The sequence below is a fragment of the Flavobacterium sp. genome (assembly GCF_046293665.1).
Classification (GTDB): domain Bacteria; phylum Bacteroidota; class Bacteroidia; order Flavobacteriales; family Flavobacteriaceae; genus Flavobacterium.
The window spans coordinates 431,597-451,895 of record NZ_JBKBOL010000002.1 but is presented as its reverse complement, the minus strand read 5'-3'; the positions used below and the strand labels follow the sequence as shown (position 1 = coordinate 451,895).

Annotated in this window: 22 protein-coding genes; 16 read left to right on the top strand and 6 right to left on the bottom strand. The window is 36.4% G+C overall.

Annotated features, from left to right (window positions below):
• From ACK4R1_RS06440 to ACK4R1_RS06430, 3 genes are all read right to left on the bottom strand, one after another.
• Nucleotides 1–2,113, bottom strand: a 2,113-nt coding sequence (locus tag ACK4R1_RS06440; protein ID WP_409684809.1) for a hypothetical protein, incomplete at its 3' end; no start/stop codon positions are given.
• 291 nt (nucleotides 2,114–2,404) lie between these two features.
• Nucleotides 2,405–3,523: a GTP cyclohydrolase gene (locus ACK4R1_RS06435; protein WP_409684808.1), complete on the bottom strand. Its 1,119-nt coding sequence runs from the start codon at nucleotides 3,521–3,523 to the stop codon at nucleotides 2,405–2,407.
• Complete coding sequence (locus ACK4R1_RS06430) at nucleotides 3,523–4,500, bottom strand: transporter (protein ID WP_409684806.1); 978 nt, start codon at nucleotides 4,498–4,500, stop codon at nucleotides 3,523–3,525. The genes ACK4R1_RS06435 and ACK4R1_RS06430 overlap by 1 nt, the downstream gene beginning before the upstream one ends.
• 122 nt (nucleotides 4,501–4,622) lie before the next feature.
• On the opposite strand from ACK4R1_RS06430, the gene ACK4R1_RS06425 reads away from it, so the two are divergent.
• From ACK4R1_RS06425 to ACK4R1_RS06360, 14 genes are all read left to right on the top strand, one after another.
• The gene (locus ACK4R1_RS06425) at nucleotides 4,623–4,874 is read left to right on the top strand and encodes a DUF4834 domain-containing protein (RefSeq protein ID WP_409684804.1); all 252 of its coding nucleotides are present in this window, start codon (nucleotides 4,623–4,625) and stop codon (nucleotides 4,872–4,874) included.
• A 27-nt stretch (nucleotides 4,875–4,901) separates the two neighbouring features.
• On the top strand, nucleotides 4,902–7,397 hold the full coding sequence (locus ACK4R1_RS06420; protein ID WP_409684802.1) for a YfhO family protein: 2,496 nt from the start codon (nucleotides 4,902–4,904) through the stop codon (nucleotides 7,395–7,397).
• Nucleotides 7,397–8,692: a glycosyltransferase family 4 protein gene (locus ACK4R1_RS06415; protein WP_409684800.1), complete on the top strand. Its 1,296-nt coding sequence runs from the start codon at nucleotides 7,397–7,399 to the stop codon at nucleotides 8,690–8,692. The genes ACK4R1_RS06420 and ACK4R1_RS06415 overlap by 1 nt, the downstream gene beginning before the upstream one ends.
• A gap of 7 nt (nucleotides 8,693–8,699) precedes the next feature.
• A complete protein-coding gene (locus ACK4R1_RS06410) occupies nucleotides 8,700–10,166 on the top strand; it encodes a lipopolysaccharide biosynthesis protein (protein WP_409684798.1) in 1,467 nt (488 codons plus the stop codon).
• 73 nt (nucleotides 10,167–10,239) lie between these two features.
• Nucleotides 10,240–10,653, top strand: a complete 414-nt coding sequence (locus ACK4R1_RS06405) for a DM13 domain-containing protein (protein ID WP_409684796.1) — start codon at nucleotides 10,240–10,242, stop codon at nucleotides 10,651–10,653.
• 4 nt (nucleotides 10,654–10,657) lie between these two features.
• Entirely contained in the window at nucleotides 10,658–11,557 is a 900-nt protein-coding gene (locus ACK4R1_RS06400; RefSeq protein WP_409684794.1) for a hypothetical protein, read from the top strand.
• Nucleotides 11,558–11,708: 151 nt separating this feature from the next.
• Nucleotides 11,709–12,104 carry a hypothetical protein gene (locus ACK4R1_RS06395; protein WP_409684792.1) on the top strand — a complete coding sequence of 132 codons (396 nt, stop codon included), beginning with the start codon at nucleotides 11,709–11,711 and terminating at the stop codon, nucleotides 12,102–12,104.
• A complete protein-coding gene (locus ACK4R1_RS06390; RefSeq protein ID WP_409684790.1) occupies nucleotides 12,082–12,231 on the top strand; it encodes a hypothetical protein in 150 nt (49 codons plus the stop codon). Before ACK4R1_RS06395 ends, ACK4R1_RS06390 begins: the two co-directional genes overlap by 23 nt.
• Nucleotides 12,228–12,680, top strand: a complete 453-nt coding sequence (locus tag ACK4R1_RS06385; protein ID WP_409684788.1) for a YciI family protein — start codon at nucleotides 12,228–12,230, stop codon at nucleotides 12,678–12,680. Before ACK4R1_RS06390 ends, ACK4R1_RS06385 begins: the two co-directional genes overlap by 4 nt.
• Before the next feature lie 3 nt (nucleotides 12,681–12,683).
• Nucleotides 12,684–13,067 (top strand): VOC family protein, encoded by a 384-nt coding sequence (locus ACK4R1_RS06380; protein ID WP_409684786.1) that lies wholly within the window; start codon nucleotides 12,684–12,686, stop codon nucleotides 13,065–13,067.
• A 51-nt stretch (nucleotides 13,068–13,118) separates the two neighbouring features.
• Complete coding sequence (locus tag ACK4R1_RS06375) at nucleotides 13,119–13,481, top strand: iron chaperone (RefSeq protein WP_409684784.1); 363 nt, start codon at nucleotides 13,119–13,121, stop codon at nucleotides 13,479–13,481.
• Nucleotides 13,478–14,323, top strand: a complete 846-nt coding sequence (locus ACK4R1_RS06370; RefSeq protein WP_409684783.1) for an SRPBCC domain-containing protein — start codon at nucleotides 13,478–13,480, stop codon at nucleotides 14,321–14,323. The genes ACK4R1_RS06375 and ACK4R1_RS06370 overlap by 4 nt, the downstream gene beginning before the upstream one ends.
• 15 nt (nucleotides 14,324–14,338) lie before the next feature.
• A complete protein-coding gene (locus ACK4R1_RS06365) occupies nucleotides 14,339–14,776 on the top strand; it encodes a VOC family protein (protein WP_409684781.1) in 438 nt (145 codons plus the stop codon).
• Nucleotides 14,777–14,837: 61 nt separating this feature from the next.
• Nucleotides 14,838–15,467: a murein L,D-transpeptidase catalytic domain-containing protein gene (locus ACK4R1_RS06360; RefSeq protein ID WP_409684779.1), complete on the top strand. Its 630-nt coding sequence runs from the start codon at nucleotides 14,838–14,840 to the stop codon at nucleotides 15,465–15,467.
• A 51-nt stretch (nucleotides 15,468–15,518) separates the two neighbouring features.
• Here the strand turns inward: ACK4R1_RS06360 and glmM are convergent, their stop codons facing one another.
• Nucleotides 15,519–16,907: a phosphoglucosamine mutase gene (gene glmM / locus ACK4R1_RS06355; protein ID WP_409684777.1), complete on the bottom strand. Its 1,389-nt coding sequence runs from the start codon at nucleotides 16,905–16,907 to the stop codon at nucleotides 15,519–15,521.
• 119 nt (nucleotides 16,908–17,026) lie between these two features.
• Between glmM and ACK4R1_RS06350 the strand changes: the two genes are divergently transcribed.
• Entirely contained in the window at nucleotides 17,027–17,617 is a 591-nt protein-coding gene (locus ACK4R1_RS06350) for an ACP phosphodiesterase (RefSeq protein WP_409684775.1), read from the top strand.
• Nucleotides 17,618–17,628: 11 nt separating this feature from the next.
• On the opposite strand, the gene ACK4R1_RS06345 is transcribed toward ACK4R1_RS06350, so the two are convergent.
• Together ACK4R1_RS06345 and ACK4R1_RS06340 are read right to left on the bottom strand one after the other, a co-directional pair.
• Nucleotides 17,629–18,177 carry a hypothetical protein gene (locus ACK4R1_RS06345; protein ID WP_409684773.1) on the bottom strand — a complete coding sequence of 183 codons (549 nt, stop codon included), beginning with the start codon at nucleotides 18,175–18,177 and terminating at the stop codon, nucleotides 17,629–17,631.
• A 4-nt stretch (nucleotides 18,178–18,181) separates the two neighbouring features.
• The gene (locus ACK4R1_RS06340; RefSeq protein ID WP_409684772.1) at nucleotides 18,182–19,105 is read right to left on the bottom strand and encodes a hypothetical protein; all 924 of its coding nucleotides are present in this window, start codon (nucleotides 19,103–19,105) and stop codon (nucleotides 18,182–18,184) included.
• A gap of 172 nt (nucleotides 19,106–19,277) precedes the next feature.
• Between ACK4R1_RS06340 and ACK4R1_RS06335 the strand changes: the two genes are divergently transcribed.
• On the top strand, nucleotides 19,278–20,273 hold the full coding sequence (locus ACK4R1_RS06335; RefSeq protein ID WP_409684770.1) for an SIMPL domain-containing protein: 996 nt from the start codon (nucleotides 19,278–19,280) through the stop codon (nucleotides 20,271–20,273).
• Nucleotides 20,274–20,299 lie beyond the last annotated feature (26 nt).

The window sequence follows — 20,299 nt, the reverse complement described above, 5'->3', positions numbered from 1 at the left end:
CTGTTGTAGTTCCGCCCTCACACAATACCGGTGCAACTGGTTGACCTGTAAAGCTTCCGCTTGGGTCACATCCGCCACTTACACTAAATCCATTTAAGAATGCTGCGAAAGCTGCATTCACCGCTGCTTGGTCTGCGTAAGCACATGCTGATGCCGAAGCATTAGCCGGTGCGTTGGTAGTTACCGCTGCAGGAGCTGTGATAGTAAAGGTAGCTGAACAATTAGCTTGCTTTCCGCAATCATCAGAAGCACTGAAGTTAACTGTTACACTTCCTCCTGCACATAAATTTGGAGCAGAAAGATTTTGCAATCCTGAAGTAACTAAAGTACCATTACCACCTGAAGCTGTAAAACTAGCTACCCAATTGTTGAATGCTGCATTAAGAGCAGCTTGATCTGCGTAGTCACAAGCACTCGTAGTACTATTTTGCGGACAGTTGATAACAATTGGAATGACAGGAATGACAGTAACTGTCACAGGTTTAATATCTGTACAGTTTGCTGAAGTAGTTACTTTAATGTAATAGGTTCCTGATGCTGAAACAGCATTAGGATTATTTAAAGGAATTGTAGCACCTGCATTTGTCCAATATGACAATGTCCCACCTTGAAGATTACTACCTGCGGTTACAGCTGGAAGAGTCAAATCAATAGTTAAAGGAGCACAAACTGGTGCCGGATTATTAGTTACTAAAGTTGGGCTTGGATTAACTGTTAAAGTCCCTGAACCTGAACCTGAACAAGTTCCATTAGAAACAACTACAGAATAGTTACCAGCCACAGATGCGTTAAAAGAAGCAACGTTGCCCGGATTGGTAACTCCTACAGGAACGGTCCATGTGTAAGTATAAGTTCCAGCAGGGTTTGGAGTAGCTGTTATAGTCACTGCAGGATCATTGGAACATTTTGAAGGCGAATTAACCGAAACGGTTGGCGCATCTAAAATTGTTACAACTGTTGGCCTACCAATCTCAATGGTACACTCTGACAATGTATTTGTTGCAATGACATAATAACTTCCTGCGGGTAAGTTAGACCATGTCAATGTTCCTCCATTACCCAATTGGGCTACTTGAACATTAGCGTTATTTGCATTATTCACTAATTGATAACTTACAAGAGCTTCAGAACTTGCCATAGTAATTGTTCCGCTATTTGGAACTGAACTACAGAATGAACTTCCCACTAAAGTTTTTGGAAGTGGTACAGAACCAAATCTTCCTCTGGCTAAATCTTCTAATGAAGCTGTAAGTGATTGTGATTGTCTTGTTTCAGCTAAGAAAGTACCTAAACAAACACTTAAATTAAAGTTTACACTGCTTAAATCAATAAAACCTTCAAAGAAGGAAGAGTCCGGGTAAGTTCCGGCAGCTCCAAATTTGGGCACATAATTCCAAGCCGCTGGTGCATTCACTGTTCCAACATTTACTCTCGCATCCAAACCTGTTGTTGGTAATGGGATTGGAGTTGGATCTAAAGCACCATTAGTCCATCTAAAAGCTTGTATATCTGCTACAGCACCTCCATTAACGAAGTGACTAATCATCAAGATATCGCCTTCAACGTGTTGACCGCTGAATCCGCCACCAGTAACACCTAACTTCCCTACACTGTCTTGCAAAATCCAAAATCCAATAGCGGAATCTCCGTTATTAGCATATCGATCTGCAAAGAAATACAGCTTAGTTCCATCAAAATAATAACCAACGTTGGCTAAGTTATTTTTATCATTGGCACCATTGGTCGTCCATACCCATTGACTTATCTGCTGAATATCCTTTGAACCTCCGGTCCAAATATCATCCGTGCTATTAGTCGGGTCAATAATTCTGGCTTTAATTCCTCCCGGAGCTGCCAGCCAAGTTCCCCAATCACTCGGGTTACCATCTAAGGTAATCTGAGCAGTTGAAATGTTAGAAAATAAAAAAAGTATAACCAACATCAAAATGCTAATTACACCTTTCTTTTTAGTATTACCCTGTTTTTCAGAATAATGACTATCCAATGTGTTTACTTTGGAAAAATCTAACTTAAAACCATTTTCCCCTCGGCTAACGACACAGTCTTCGCTACAGGGAAATTCCAAAAACTTTAAAAAAGTAGTGTTTTTCATAATGTTAAGTATTTTTTTGATAATACCACATCACGAACAGGTTTAGTCTAGTATTCTTTTTGAAGAGAAATTAAAGTAGATTTCAAATGGGATTATAAAATTAGATAGAAATCTAAATACAATGTTAAAAAAGCCGTAAGTTTTCTACGAACATTTGATTTTTATCGATTAACTACACAAATGACTATCGAACCTAAATCTATTTAACGTTTATTTCGAATGTTTTTCAAAAAAAAGTTAAAAAACTATTGATATATCATGTAAATTTAACATTAATAGCACGTTAAACCATTATAAAGAAATCCGATAGGTTCGTCTTCTTCTGAAAGTTACCGGATCAAAATGCTTCCACATATTGTGAATGGCATGATTGTCTTCTAATTCAGGCGTACGAACACATTGCAAAATTCCTTTCGCTTTGAAAGTAGTGTAATATTCATTAAAAATGATAGCGGTAACGCCTTTACTTTGGTATTCAGGGTCAATTCCTATAAGATAAAATAGTACTTCTTTGCTTTCTTTTTTAGCTTTAAGCAAATGATAAAACCCAAACGGAAACAATTTACCTTTGGCTTTTTGCAAGGCTTTTGAAAAACTTGGCATTACTATGCTAAACGCGACCATGTTGTCATCCTTATCCAGGATAAACTTAATATATTCCGGGTTGATGAAGCTGATATACTTCTTTTTGAAGTATTCTTTCTGTACATCTGTAATAGCAACAAAAGAAGATAAGCTAGCATAACTTGAATTAAACAAATCAAACATCTTATCCACATAAGGCATTATATCTTTGTTATTCGTAAAGTTTAAGGCTCTTAATTCGTAACGTTTTTTGATTAACTCATTGGCCTTTAAAAACAATTCGGGTTTAACATTAGCAAAAGGAAATTTATTTTCGAGGTATTCCTTTTCTTTGACGTAGCCCAGTTTTTCTAAATGCTCCTTGTAATAAGGAAAATTGTACCAAGTAATCATAGAGCCAATCTCATCAAAGCCTTCGGTTAAAACGCCTACTTTATCCAAGTTTGAAAAACCCATCGGTCCTTCAACAAATTCTAAGCTATTGGCTTTACCAAATTCATAAACTTTATCCAACAAAGCTTTGGTAACTTTAACATCATCAATTACATCCCACCAACCGAAGCGAACTTTCTTTTTTTGTTGGTTATTGACTTCATCCCAATTAATAATAGCAGCAATTCTACCTACTACTTTATTGTCTTTATAAGCCAAATAAAAATGAGCCTCTGCAGAAGTAAACGCAGGGTTTTTAGTCTTATCAAAGGTTTCCAATTCATCACTAATTAAAGGCGGAACCCAATAAGGATGGTTTTTGTATAAGGCAAAAGGAAACTTTACATACTCTTTAATTAGTTTTTGAGTATTGGCTTCAATTATGGTAATCATTATGGCTTTGGATTTTCTAATTCTACTTCGTCTTTACGTTTTTTGCCTTTGTCTTTTTTAGATTTTTTGTCTTTTTTCTTATCGTCTTTTTTGTCATTTTTGATTCGCTTGTAATTGGTTTCATAATTACTGTCGAAACGCCAAGACATTCCAAAACCACCATGCATTATAGCCGGAGTGTCTTTTATATTTTTAGCAAAATAAGCATCCAACTGAATATTTTCTCTCACCAAATAAGCTGCGCCTAAACGCCCAACAACATCAGCATAAAAGTCACTCTTATAAGACTGTACTTCTAAAAATCCGGACCAACGCATATTAAATCCTCTGGTCATTGTGGTAATCCAACCCAAAGTTGGGTAATCGGTCATGTATTTGTCAGCAATGATATTATTAACCCAAACCCATTTACTGCCAAAATGATTCTGAGTAATCAACATCAATTTCGGACTAATCGTCGGATCGGAATCAAACGTAAACGGATTGGTACCCAAATTCAAATTAAAACCACCATAAACCGCTACTGCAGGAATAAACTGTTTCCAACTAAACTTGTGATTAGCTTTCCAACTGTAAACATTGGGTTTATCATCTTTCAATTGTACAAACGGATCATAAACCAAATATTTTGCTCCTAAAGTCACTTGCTTAAAACCACCACGCGTATCTTCAATCAATGGTGCTGAATACCAATCATACTGGTATTGTGTTTCTAAATTAAACTCAAATTGATCAAAGAAAGCGCCATATCTGACACTCAATTCTGTTCCGAATCCATTGGCTTCATAACGCAACAAGTCGTGTCTTTCTTGAATACCATACAAACCGCCTTCAGCCTGAATTACCGTTTTTCCTACCGAAAAAGCCGACATCGATTTTCCCGGTCGATTAGAATTGATGATATCGGTATATTGAGCGTATTGTTTTGTTGAAATCATTAAAAAACCAACAATCAAAAGTGATTTTATTTTTAGCATAACAGAGCTTTTAGTAAAAATATTGCCATCCAAAAGTAATACAATTTATCATTTATTTAAGAGGTTAAAGCGAATTTTACATTAGGGAATTTAGTATTTTTGACAAAAATTATATTTGCAATATGGAAACTGCATCAATGCCCGGCTTTGTTAAAACAATATTATGGATTATAGCCATTTACTATATCTTTAAATTTCTGGCAAGATTATTTTTACCGGTCGTAGCCAAAAAAGTGGTCGAAAAAGCAGCACAGCAATTCCAACAACAACAGCAACAATACCAAGAACAACAACAAGCTCAAACTTCTAAAGCTGAAAAGCCAAAAGAGAAAAAAATCGTTGGTGATTATATTGATTTCGAAGAAATTAAGTAATTTCACTTGAAAACCTAATCCAAAAACATGAAACAATTTCAAAAGTTTTATCCCCATTTTTTAGCCATTTTTGGTTTTATCCTAATTTCTCTAATTTATTTTTATCCCGTTCTGCAAGGCAAAAAAATCTACCAATCCGATATTGTACAATATACCGGAATGGCCAAAGAACAAAACGATTTCAGAGCAGAATCTAACACGGAACCTTTTTGGACAAATGCTGCTTTTGGTGGTATGCCAACCTATCAATTGGGAGCCAATTACCCGAATGATTTTATTGGAAAACTAGATGATGCCTTAAGGTTTTTACCAAGACCCGCAGATTATTTATTTCTTTACTTTTTAGGATTTTACGGTTTGCTTTTGGTTTTTAGGACTGATCCATTAAAAGCTTTTTTTGGTGCTTTGGCTTTTGGATTTTCAACTTATTTGATAGTCATACTCGGCGTTGGTCATAATGCGAAAGCTCACGCCATTGCCTATATGCCATTAGTAGTAGCCGGATTCATTTTGGTGTTCAGAAAAAAATATTGGCATGGCGGTATCTTAACCATGTTAGCTGTGGCTCTAGAAATTAATGCCAACCACTTTCAAATGACCTACTATTTGTTGTTCCTCTTATTGATTTTGTCGGTTTATTTTCTTTACAAACTGTATCAGGAAAAGGACTTAAAATCGTTACCAAAAATAGCTTTAACTTTCCTAGTTGCCGTTACTTTAGCTTTAGGAACCAATGCTTCCGGATTGTTAGCCACTAAAGAATACTCTGATTTTAGTATGCGTGGCAAAAGCGAACTGACTTTCAATGCAGATGGTTCTAAAAACACTGAAACGGCTTCCATGTCTAAAGCTTACATAACCGAATACAGTTATGGTGTAGGCGAAAGTTTAAATCTCATCGCGCCACGTTTGTATGGCGGCGGGAATAGCGAAAAGTTAGGCAATGAATCAAATGTTTACAATTATATGTTGTCTTATGGTGCTACCGAAAGTGAAGCCCAAACTTTTACTGAAAACTATGCGCCGACTTATTGGGGTGACCAACCTATAGTGGCCGCTCCGGCTTACATTGGGGCGATTGTTTTCTTTTTATGTGTATTAGCATTGTACCACGACAAACGCAAAATTAAGTATGCGTTCCTAGCCGGTGCCATTTTCGCCTTATTCCTTTCTTGGGGTAAAAATTTTGCAGCGCTAACCGATTTCTTTATTGATTATGTTCCGCTATATGATAAGTTCAGAGCGGTTTCTTCAATCCAAGTTATATTAGAATTGTGCATTCCGGTTTTAGCCATTATGGGATTACAATCTTTTTTCAAAAACACTGAAAACCAAAAGAAATCTTTACTTTATACAGCAGCAACCTCAATTGGCTTACTTCTTTTGATTTTGCTTTTCAAAAGTGCTTTTTCTTTTTCAAGTCCGATTGATTCCCAAATTATGGCCATGCTCAATCAAGGACAAGATAAAGCTTTCGGACAAGGATTTGTAGAGGCTTTGCGTCAAGACCGAATGGACTTATTTACCGCAGATTTGTTGCGTTCCGGATTTTTTATGGTGGTGGCTTTTGGAACACTTTGGTTTTATATTAAAGGAAAGTTAGTTCAAAATACAGCTGTAATTATTATTGGAATCTTCATGATTGGCGATTTGTTTTTTATTGATAAAAACTATGTAAGTAATGACGGAAAGCAATTCAGAAGTGCACTTGAAATAAACCAACCTTTTGAACCAACACAAGCTGATTTGGAAATACTCAAGGACACATCAGTTTTCAGGGTTTATGAATTACAAGGCAGATTACAAGGCCGAACTTCTTATTTCCACAAATCGGTTGGTGGTTACAGTGCTGTTCGTCCAAGAAGATATGAGCAATTGTTTGACTATCATATTGACCAACAATTAAACGATTTAGGCCAAATGATTGACCCGGAAACCATGACTTTAAACACTAGCATTCCTATCCTGAATGCTTTAAACATCAAATATTTATTGGTACAAACCAAAGACGGCGAAAGCGTACCCATAACCAATCCATTTATCAATGGAAATGCTTGGTTTATTTCTGAATTAAAAACCGTGAATTCTGCTGATGAAGAAATGAAAGTTTTGGGCAAAATCGACACTAAAAATGTAGCAACAAGAAATAGTAACGATTTTACGAAATCCGGTTTGACTCCTACTTTTAAAAAGGACAGTTTGGCCACTATAAAACTAGAAGAGCATAAACCTAATTACATCAAATATACTTCTACCAATTCTAATGATGGCTTCGCTGTTTTCTCTGAAAACTATTACCAGGGCTGGAAAGCTACCATTGACGGAAAAGAAACGGATATTCTCAGAGTAGATTATGTACTTCGCGGATTGGCCGTTCCAAAAGGGAAACACACCATCGAATTCAAATTTGAACCGCAAGTCGTGAAAACCGGAAGTACTATTGCCTTGGTGAGTTCGATTTTGATGGTTCTGGTTATCATCGGTGTAGTGTATTTTGAACAAAAAGGCAAGAAAATTGAGTAATGTCTGAACCCAAAAAACTCTTAATCATAACATATTACTGGCCACCAGCTGGTGGACCGGGCGTGCAACGTTGGTTAAAGTTTGTCAAGTATTTGCCTGAGTTCAATGTACAACCGATAGTCTATATTCCCGAAAACCCAACGTATCCGATTATTGATAACGGTTTGGAAAGCGAAGTTTCGGATAAAGCGATTATTCTCAAAAACAAAATCTTCGAACCTTATGGTTTGGCTTCTTTTTTCGGCAAAAACAAAACCAAGAAAATCAGTTCCGGGATTATTCCCAATCAAAAAAAGCAATCCTTTTTAGAAAAAACTTTGCTTTGGGTTCGTGGTAATATTTTTATTCCCGATGCACGTTTTCTTTGGGTGAAACCTTCGGTGAAATATTTATCGAAATACATTCAGGAAAACAATATCGATACGATTGTAACTTCCGGTCCGCCGCATAGTTTACATTTGATTGGTTTACAATTGAAGAAAGATTTAAGTGTAAAATGGTTGGCCGATTTCCGCGATCCGTGGACGACCATTGGTTATCACAAAGCGTTGAAATTATCAGCTTCAGCCGAAAAAAAACACAAGGCATTAGAAAAAGAAGTATTGACCTCGGCTGATACAATTATCGTCACCAGTAAAACCACCAAAACTGAATTCGAAGCCATCACTTCCAAACCCATTGAAGTAATTACGAATGGTTACGACGTGGAAAAAGTGACCAAACAACCTTTGGATGACAAATTCACTTTGTCGCATATCGGTTCGTTTCTATCCGAAAGAAATCCGCGAATCTTATGGAAAGCCTTAAAAGAATTAACCAAAGAAAATAAAGACTTCGGGAATGATTTCCAACTCAAACTAATCGGCGCCGTGAGTCAGGAAGTTTTAGACACGATAACAGAATTCAAACTCAATGACTACCTTTCGAATTTAGGCTACGTTTCGCACCAAGAAGCGATTGAACACCAACGAAAGTCACAAGTTTTATTGCTCATCGAAATCAATTCCGAAGACACCAAAAGCATCATACCCGGAAAATTATTTGAATACATGGTTTCCGAAAGACCTATCGTAGCCATTGGTCCTGAAGGTTCTGATTTTGCGGAAATTATCACCTCAACCAATACCGGCGTTTTCTTCACTTATGACGAAAAGGAAAAGCTAAAAGCGCTACTTTTGAAATATTATCAGGAATACCAAAACCAAAACTTGAAAGTTCACGCCGTTGGTTTGCAACAATATTCCCGTAAGAGTTTGACAGCACAACTGGCCAAACTCCTAACTCCTAACTCCTAACTCAAAAATGGGCATCGTCGTCAACCAATCTATCAAAAACACCATCATTACCTATATCGGGTTTGCGATTGGCGCGGCGAATACTTTGTTCATGTATCCGCATTTTTTGGGCGAAACATTTTATGGCTTGACCGGCTATATTTTGTCATCGGCGAATATTATTTTTCCACTCATGGCTTTTGGTGTTCACAATACTTTGGTCAAATTTTTTACCCAATACAAAACCGAAAAAGAAAAAGGCGAATTCCTAACCTTTGTGATGATTTTACCTTTATTAGCCATTATTCCTGTTGGACTAATAGGAGCGATTTTTTACACAGAAATTGCTACTTTCTTATCTCGTGAAAACCCTATTATCTACGATTTCACTTGGCAAATTCCGGTGATTGGTTTGTGTATGGGTTACTTTGAAATTTTTTATGCTTGGGTAAAAGTTCACATGCAATCAGTATTTGGGAGTTTTGTCAAAGAGATTTTACTTCGGGTTTTTATCAGTATTTTCCTTTTCGCCGTTTACTTTGGCACCATTTCGGTCGAGACTTTTGTCGATATCTTGATGGGGATTTATTTATTGACCACAATGGTTATGTTGTTTTATGCCAATAAAGTGCAGCGCATTCAATTCTCGTTTAAAATACCGAACAATTTCAAAGCCGTTCTCACCTATTCGCTATTTATCATTCTCTCCGGAAGTATTGCCAATATGTTGCTCGACATCGACAAAACCATGATTGGACAGTATATCAAAATTGAAAATATTGCTTATTATTCGGTGGCGATTTTTATTGCGACGGTGATTTCTGTTCCGAGTAGAGCCATGCACCAAATTACGTATCCAATTACCGCCAAATTAATGACCGAAGGCAAGTACGACGAGCTAAACGATTTGTATAAAAAGACATCTATCACGTTACAAATTGTCGGCGGACTGGTCTATGTTGGCATTTTAGTCAACATTAACCAGCTTTATTTATTGTTACCCGAAAATTACCGTGGTGGTGTTTTCGTGGTTTTTGTGATTGGTCTTTCTAAATATTTCGATTTGATTTTGGGCAACAACAACGCGATTATTTTCAACTCCAAATATTACAAAGCGGTGTTGTTTTTAGGATTACTGTTAGCGGTTTTGGCGATTTCTTTAAATGCCTATTTTATTCCGATTTATTTTATAGATGGTGCGGCAATAGCAACATTAATTTCGATTACGTTGTATAGTTTGGCCAAATTACTTTTTGTGGTCTTAAAAATGAATCTCTATCCATTTACCTTAAAAAATATTTATGCTTTGGTTATCGGATTAATTTGCTTCTTTGCCTTTTATTACTGGGATTTCCCTTTCCATCCAATTATCAATATTCTACTAAAATCGGGTTTGGTTTCTTTGGTTTACGTTGGATTAATTTACAAAACCAATCTTTCAGCAGAAATCAATAGCGTAATTGAAAATGTTCTCAAAAAAGTAAAGTTGAGATAAACTTCCTCCAAATGTAAACTAGCCGACAATTCTTATCACAAGTTATTTTGAACTTTGATAAAAATTGAAAGCTATGAAAACAATCTTTTTCCTTTTTACCATTATATTATTTACTTCCTGTGAAATTGAAGGCGATTTGACTCGAGATATAGTCGAAGAAGAAATCAGTAACGAAGCCGTTTTGAAATACAACGGAACTTTCACCCCAACCTCCGGCATCAATGTGCAAGGCGAAGTTAAAATTTACCAAGTAAACAATTCGCATTCCCTAAAATTAGAGAGTTTCTCCATTTCAGACGGTCCCGATTTAAAAGTCTATTTGTCTAAAGAAGATTCACCTTCCGAATTTGTCAACTTAGGTAATCTCAATCCAAATATCACTTATCAAATACCACCACAGGTGAACCTTGCCGATTATCCTTATGTTTTAATTCATTGCCAGCAATACAACCATTTGTTTGCGATTGCGGCTTTACAATCAAACTAATGCTATGAAAAAAATTGTTTTGTTAATTAGTTTATGGATAATTGGCAGTTCAACTGTTTTCGCACAAGGTTGTAGCGATGCCGGCGTTTGTTCTATCGAGAATAGTTTTGACAAAGAAAACACTAGTAAGAATCTAATCGAAGCCGGAAGCATTTATGGCGTTGGCGAAGCTGATGTAACTTATCTTTCTTCTTATGTAACGTATTCCAGAACTTTCAATGAAAAATGGGCTTTGAGTGCTAAGTTTACTTATTCGATAGCCGATGGCAGTTTTGGGACTCGTGGACAATTTGGCGATGCCTATTTAATCAGCAACTATAAATTCGATGAAAAAGACAAAAAGCAATGGAGTATTCTAACCGGATTCAAGTTTCCGTTCACGACTTCTAATGCAAAAATCAACGGTTATTCTTTGCCTCTGGATTATCAAGCGAGTTTGGGAACCTTCGATTTGATTTTAGCTACCAATTATAATTACAGACAATGGGATTTTAATTTCGGACTTCAAATTCCGGTGTTCAACAATAACAAGAACTCCTATTTTGCTGAATATAGCGGTACCGATGATTTTCCGTCAACCAATTTATTCGAAAGAAAATCGGATGTATTATTTCGCACGACTTATACTTATCAAACACCAAATAAAAAACTGACTTTCAAACCGAATGTATTGTTCTTGTATCATTTGGGCGAGGACAGTTATGAAAATATTTTCAGCCAACGCGAAACCATCGAAGGTTCGGATGGCTTAACTATTAATGGAAACTTAATCACGAGTTACAAGCTCAATTCAAAAAGCAATTTGGAACTTTCGTTGGCAACGCCTTTTGTAGTGCGAGAAGTTCGTCCCGATGGTTTAACCAGAGCCTTTACTGCCGGATTGATTTATAAAGTATCTTTTTGAGGTACTAAGGCGCTGAGCAGCTAAGGCACTGAGGTTTTTAGGTTTTAGGTTTTGTTTAATTGGATAAACCCTTTTGATGTTAGGTTCGAAAGGGTTTATTTTTATTTAATTCAAACCAAAAATGACTACTTTTATGATTTAAAATAATGGTATGTCTCCTTTAAAAAAAATCATCTTGGGTTTATTCCTTTCTTCATTCCTAGGTCATTTGGAATGGGGAAAGCAAAGCGAATTCATTTTTGAGATTGAATACGATTTGTTGCTCCAAATAAGAGATTCACCTGAGGCTTTTTTGCATCCTTTTATTCTTTTGCCTTTATTAGGTCAATTAATTTTACTGATTTCCCTAAGTGTTCCAAAGCCAAAGTTTTGGCTGGTTGTGACTGCTGCAACCGGTATTGCTTTGTTGTTCCTACTGTTGCTTTTTATCGGTTTACTGACTTGGAATCCGAAAATGACTTTATTCACTTTACCGTTTTTAGGGTTTTATGGCTTTCTTATTGCTCAAAGAAAAAAGCTTAACTTTGAGAGACAACCTAATGCATGATTATTTGAAAATCATTGCCCTTGCCATTGGATTCTGGTATGCCCGAAAATACGGTCGACAAGCTGTGGCAAAAATCGACAAATACAATTCCGAAAAAAAAGACAACAACAAAACCAATAACTCATGAAAAAAATCACTTTCCTCCTATTACTACTTTCCGCTATTGGCTTTGCCCAAGAAACCAATCCTGAATACGACGAAAAACTAGCCCAATCTTTAAATGCTGATGAATATGGTATGAAAACGTATGTGTTTTGTATTCTAAAAACCGGAAGCAATACTACGGCTACCAAAGAAGAAAAAGCTAAATTATTTGAAGGCCACATGGCCAACATCAACAAATTGGCAGACGAAGGAAAACTGGTTGTCGCCGGACCATTCATGAAAAACGACAAAAATTACCGTGGGATTTTTATTTTTAATGTCAGTACGATTGAAGAAGCGAATGTTTTAGTGGAATCCGATCCGGCGGTAAAAGCCAAAATTTTTGAAGCCGAAATGACGGTTTGGTATTGCAGCGCTGCTTTACAGCAAGTCAATGAATTGCACAACAAAGTCACTAAGAAAAAAATGTAGTTCATGCTCAACAAAGTCCATCACATCGCTATCATCTGTTCGGATTATGAGCTTTCTAAAAAATTTTATGTTGAGATTCTTGGTTTAGAAATTATCCAAGAAGTTTATCGTGAAGAAAGACAATCTTTTAAGCTTGACTTATCCCTTAACGGAAATTATACAATCGAATTGTTTTCGTTTCCCAATCCGCCCAAAAGGGTTTCAAAACCTGAAGCTACAGGTTTGCGTCATTTGGCTTTTGAGGTCGACGACATTGAATTTGTAATCAACTATTTGAAACAAAACAACATCATTGCCGAACCTATTCGTATCGATGAATTCACCGAAAAACGATTTACTTTCATCAGCGATCCGGATGATTTGCCAATAGAATTTTATGAGCGATAAGTTTTTCAAAAGAGACTTTTTGTAACTTTACTTTCCTAAAAAAAATCAATCATGAAAGCTGCCTTCGAAAATGTTGACCAATACATCGCGATGCAAACCGAAGCAGTAAAACCATTGTTAGTATCCATTCGAAAAACCATCAAAGAAACTGCTCCCGAAGCTGAAGAAAGCATCAGTTATCAAATGCCGGCTTATAAACTCAATGGTCCGTTAGTGTATTTTGCCGCTTATAAAAACCATATCGGATTTTATCCAACCGGTAGCGGAATCAAAGCGTTTCAAAAAGAAATTGAAAGCTATAAAAACTCCAAAGGCGCAGTGCAATTTCCCTTGAACCAACCCATTCCGCATCATTTAATTCGGAAAATGGTTTTATATAAAGTAGATGAAAATTTAAACAGAATAAAAAAATGAAGACATTAACATTCAGCATTGACATTAGCGCTCCTAAAGAAAAAGTCTGGTATTCACTTTGGGATGATGAAAACTATGAAAACTGGACAACTGCTTTTAGTGAAGGTTCCTTTGCCGTTTCAGATTGGAATGAAGGAAGTAAAATTTATTTCTGCGATCCAAACGGTAACGGAATGAATTCTAAAATTGTGACTAAAAAACCATTTGACACCATGACTTTTAAACATTTTGGTGAATTAAAAGATTTTACAGAATTACCAGAAACAGAGATAACGAAAACTTGGTCAGGTTCTGAAGAACGGTATGATTTGACAGAAAACAACGGTGTTACTACAGTGACTGTCCATGTGGATATTGTAGAAAGCCATCTGGACTATTTTAATGACGCATTTCCCAAAGCCTTGGAAATATTAAAAAATATAGCTGAAAGCGAAACCAAAACCATCACCGTAAAAACAACACTTGACGCTTCTTTAGAAGATGTTTGGAACAAATTTACCCAACCGGAACATATAGTAAACTGGAATTTTGCATCCGATGATTGGCATTGTCCAAAAGCGGAAAATCATTTGGAAGTGGGTCAAAATTTTGTCTACACCATGGCTTCTAAAGACGGCGAAATGACTTTTGATTTTGTCGGAACTTACCAAAAAGTAATTCCAATGAAAAAATTGGTTTACACCATAGCCGACGGCAGAAAAGTTACCGTAAAGTTTGATGTAATAGATAGTAAAGTTATCCTAACAGAGAATTTCGAACCGGAAAATATTCATTCAGTTGCATTACAACGCGAAGGTTGGCAATCGATTTTAAACAATTTTAAAAAATATACTAATCAATAAAAACAAACATTAATCATGACACAAGTAAATCCTTATTTAATTTTCAATGGCAATTGCGAAGAAGCATTCCTTTTTTACCAATCCGTTTTCGGAGGTGAATTTCCTTATATCGGAAAATTCAAAGACATGCCTTCAGATGACCCAAATTGTCCGCCACCATCAGCAGAAGAAGCCAACAGAATCATGCATGTTTGCTTACCTATTGGCAACACGGTTTTAATGGGAAGCGATAGTACTTCGCAAAGTGGCGATGTAACTATAGGAAGTAACATTTCAGTTTCTATTAATACCGATAGTCGTGCCGAAGCTGATAGAATCTTCAACGGATTATCAGCAGGCGGAAACGCTTTTATGCCAATGACCAATACTTTTTGGGGTGCTTATTTCGGAATGTTTACCGATAAATTCGGCATCAATTGGATGGTCAATTTTGATGAAAATCCGCAACCTTAAATTATTTTTGACATTACATACTTTAAATCATTCTCTTGCGTTATAAATAGAAACCCAACCTGTGAAAAAAAAGATTGTCTTTCTGTTAATCGCCGTAGTTGCGGTTGCCTATGGCTATAAGAGCATAAACCATAAAATTAAAAGCGAAAACAAACCAAAAGTCGACGTTTCCCGAACCGATACTAAGGCGAAGGAAGCCTTGACTTTTTGTCGAAAAAACAACTACAATGAAGATTTTTGCATCCTGATTGACATGAGCGTTCACTCTGGTTTGAATCGGTTTTTCTTGTATGATTTTAAACAAAATAAAATTACCCATCAAATGTTGGTTGGACACGGTTGTTGCGATTATCCTTGGAGTCAAGATTGGTCAAAAGACAATCCGACCTTCAGCAACAAAGACGGTAGCCATTGTTCGGCTTTGGGCAAATATAAAATCGGGCAAAGGGCTTGGAGCGATTGGGGAATTCATGTCAAATATGTCCTTCACGGTTTAGAAGAAACCAACAACAATGCCCAATCGCGTTACATCGTGTTTCATTCTTGGGAAAAAGTGTCCGACAAAGAAGTCTATCCCAACGGAACGCCCGAAGGTTGGGGTTGCCCAACGATTTCCAATGCTAATATGAAAATCATCGACCCGATATTAAAAGCGTCAAAGAAACCCGTTTTGATGTGGATTTATCAATAAAAGAAAACCCTGAATTGTAGTTCAGGGTTTTTACTTTAAATTATGTTTCGATTAAATTCCCGCCACAGCCTTAATTTCCTCAATAATTCTCAAAGCCAATTGATCTGCCGCTTCTTGCGTTGGTGCTTCAGTATAAATTCGGATAATCGGTTCAGTGTTGGATTTTCTTAAATGAACCCATTCAGTTGGAAAATCAATTTTTACTCCGTCAATAGTTGAAATGTTTTCACTTTTATATTTTTCTGTCATCGCTTCCAAAATGGCATCGACATCAATTTGCGGCGTCAATTCAATTTTGTTTTTGCTCATATAATATTGCGGATAGGAAGCTCTTAATTCGGCCACCGTCATGTCTAAACTTGCTAAATGCGTTAAGAATAAAGCCACGCCAACCAAACTATCGCGACCATAATGCAATTCAGGATAAATAATTCCGCCATTGCCTTCGCCACCGATGATCGCATTCGATGCTTTCATCAATTCGACAACGTTTACTTCACCAACAGCGCTCGCTTGATAACTTCCGTTGTGTTTTTCGGTGATATCGCGCAAAGCACGAGAAGACGACATATTAGAAACGGTATTTCCCGGTGTTTTGCTTAAGACATAATCGGCACAAGCGACTAAAGTATATTCTTCGCCAAACATTTCGCCATCATTGGAAATGAAAGCCAAACGGTCAACATCGGGATCAACTACAATTCCGAAATCGGCTTTTTCTTCTACAACCAATTTACAGATATCGCCCAAATGTTCTTTCAAAGGTTCAGGATTATGAGGAAAATGACCATTCGGTTCGCAATACAATTTTACACACTCTACGCCCATTTGTTCCAATAACTTCGGAATGATAATGCCTCCTGAAGAATTTACGCCATCAACCACCACTTTGAATTTTCTTTTGGCGACGGCTTCGGCATCAACCAAAGGCAATTCCAATACTTCATCAATGTGAATGTCCATATAAGCATCGTTCATCGTGATTTCGCCCAAACTATCCACATCCGAAAAGTCAAAGGCTTCCGCTTCGGCAATTTCTAAAATCTTAGCGCCATCGGCACCGCTTAAAAATTCACCTTTCGCATTCAACAATTTCAACGCATTCCATTGTTTCGGATTGTGTGAAGCGGTTAAAATGATTCCGCCATCGGCTTGTTCCATTGGTACGGCAACCTCAACAGTTGGCGTAGTTGACAAACCCAAATCAATCACATCGATGCCTAATCCGATTAAAGTATTCACGACCAAATTATGAATCATCGGTCCCGAAATACGAGCATCTCGACCAATCACCACTTTCAGTCTTTCTTTTTGTATATTGTTTTTCAGGAAAGTTCCATAAGCCGAAGCAAATTTTACGGCATCCACCGGAGTTAAATTGTCTCCAACTTTACCGCCAATAGTGCCGCGAATTCCTGAGATTGATTTGATTAAAGTCATTACTTTTTATTTTGAATTTTGAATTATAAATTTTAAATGTTTACAAATATAAAGAATGGCATTTTTCAATTCTAATTTAAAATTCAAAATTTATAATTTAAAATTCCTAAATTAGGCACATGAACTTCCTAGCCCATATCTATCTTTCCGGCGACAACGATTTGCTCAAAATCGGGAACTTTATGGCGGATAGTATTCGCGGACATGGTTATGACAATTATCCAACTGAAATTAGAAAAGGAATTTTATTGCATCGTTCCATCGACAGCTTTACCGATATGCATCCTATTTACCGACAAAGTAAACACCGATTGCATGAAAAATACGGTCATTATTCGGGCGTAATCATGGATATTTTCTACGATCATTTTTTGGCCAAAAATTGGTGCCAATATTCTGAAGTCAAATTAGAAGAGTATGCACAGGATTTCTATCTTTTACTCAAAGAGAACTACGACATCCTAACCGAAAGAGCCAAAGGCATGATGCCTTACATGATTGGCCGCAATTGGTTAGTAAGTTACGCATCAATTGAAGGTTTGCAAATGATCATGTTCCAAATGGATTATCGCACCAAACATCGCGTAGCCATGGACGAATCTATTGTAGAGTTAAAACAATTCTACACCGAATTTGAAAACGAATTCACTTTGTATTTTGAAGAATTAAAAGCACATTGCGCCTCAAAATTAAAGGAGCTAAACCAATAAAGCCTTAAGTTTTAGTCCATTTTTCCCAAAAAAGTAACAGTCACATTCTTACTGATGCTACCAAAAGATTTAGATTCTTCAAACAAAAAAACTACCTGATTTACTGTAATATCCTCGCTGATTCCCGATTTGGTTTTGGTCACAGTATAACCGCTTTTCCAACTCAAATAGTTCTCTGTGCCATTTTGCGTAGCCTTGGAAACTTTAAAAATCATCGGTTCCGAAATTAAAAGCTTTTGAATAAAATCGTTCAAAAGAATTTTATCAAGAGTTGGCGACGTAAAATCTATCACTTCAGGATTCTGATTTTTGAAAGTGTATTGAATATTTTTAACTATTTCTTTTTTATAATCATCGGTCAATGAAGCATCGGTCAACATTTGAAAATAAGCAAACAAATCTTCTACTTTGGTTTTGGCGTTCTCCTGATAAGCTTCCAGCAATTTTGGGGCGTACTTTTTGGACAAACTTACATTTGAAGCAGCTTTTTCATTACTCGATGATTGTGCTTGAATAAAAAAACTGCAAAGTAACAGCATTATGTATAAAATTGACTTCATCCTTTTATTCTTGTTTGATTCTGATAAACTGAATCTTATTGGTTTCATCATTTTTCAGTTCTATGATTCTCATTTTCCGGACATTTGCAGTCGGAACAATTAATTTTTGGGAAAACTCATTCTTGTCAAAATATTCCGCTCCTAAATTGCCCTTGAGCATGACAATCACCTCTAAATTGTCGGCTAATATCTTATTCAATTGCTCTTTTCTGGTTTGCCAATCTTTGATGTCCGAAACCATAAACGCCTTCAACATCATCGCATAATCATCGGGTGTTAAAACCACTTGTTTTGGGGTTGCTTGACCATTGTTGGCAGAACTGATGCTAACTGTTTTGGGTTGGTAAAACGGACTTTTAATCACCAATTTGGTGTCCTTATCTCCGGAAGTATTGATTTGTACTTTTCCGTCTTTCACTTCCAAAGACTTTTCGACTGAATCTTCAATTTGAACCACTTTTACTTCATCTGCATTTATCTTTTCATTGGTGAACTCATTGTTTAATTCAATGGTATTCGTTTTTGGCGTAGCCGAAGAATAAAAACCAAAGTACCAAATCGCAATAATTATTGGAAGAAGTAAAACGAGCAACCAAATTTTGAATTCTTTTTTTTGACCTTTTGGAACCACAACCGTCTCCGAAATCGCTTCAAAAACAAACTCGTCCCAACCTGAAAACCCAACAAATTCCGTCAAGATATTGAGCATGTCTTTTCGTGGCACTTTTTGATTGGTTTCAGGCTTTAAATGTGTGTAAATCCATTTTTCACTAATCGTTTGTTTGTTCTTTTCTTCGATTAACCCAATTAAATTCTGAATATCCTGAGCACCGAAAGTTTTCCAACTTCCCTGAAAAAAAGGATAATGCTCTTGATATTTCAAAAGCACCAATTGTTTTAATCGCTGAAAATGTTCCAATTCGGTCATTCGTAAATTCTGTTCAAAAGTAAGGTTAGGCCAATTATTTTTTACTGAAAAGTTGCTGTAAAAGCACTGTAAATGTAACCAAAAAACTTTACAGCCACTTGAAAGCGGTTTTGCCAATAGTAATTTTTGACTTGGCCGTAACATTGCCTCAATAATTTTAAAAACAAATAAAATGAAATCAAATTTAATCACAGCAATGGCATTGACAGCCATATTTTTTAACCTGTCTAACGCACAAGTATCGGGAAATGCCAACTATGAAAAATCAGGCAATGCCAATTATGGCAGCAATCAATACGCCATCAATCGTGTCAATACGATTCAAACCACCACAAGCAGCCAGGACGAAATGGTTATTACTATTAAAGGTATTTACAACGAAAGAGCTACTGCACAAATCGCCACGTTCAGCATTTTACAGTTAGGAAAAACAGCCGAAGAAGCTACTAGTTTGATAGACGAACGCATCGGGAATGTTATGAAAGAATTGAGTAGTTTCAACAAAGAAATTGAAATTGCTTCAGACATGATTTCGTTTGTACCAACTTATGATTATGCCGTAGAAAAGAAAATTTTCAATCCGAAAACCTATAACGAACAACCATCGGGTTTCGAGTTGAAAAAAAACATTTTAATCAAATTCAGAAACAACAACGACTTTGATAAAATAATAGCCATTTGTGGAAAAAATGAAATTTATGATTTGGCCAAAGTCGATTACGTAACGACCAATTTTGATGGTGTTCGATTCCAAATGCAGAAAAAAGCGATGGAACAATTTAAAGATTACATGGCTAATTATTCGCTAATCATGAACACTGATTTGAATAAAAAAGAGAAAATCATTCAAGAAGGATTCAACGTAACGTATCCAATGGAAAGCTACAGAAGTTATCAGGCATTTTCTCAGGCCAATGCCAGTTTCGATCCAAAAAGCGTAGTGCATAACATCAAGAAAAACACCACCGAATATTACAATGCTGCTATGGTTAAAGATCACAATTTTATTTTCAATGCCGACATTACCGAACCAACCATTCAGGCTTTTTATGAAATCACCATTCGCATCAAATTAAAAGAAGACCAACTCCCAAAAAACACCATCATTCGCAACAACCGATATTACATTATCACTGCTACCGGTGATATCAAATTATTGAATTTGTAATCAAAAAGAGTATATACGGGAAGCGT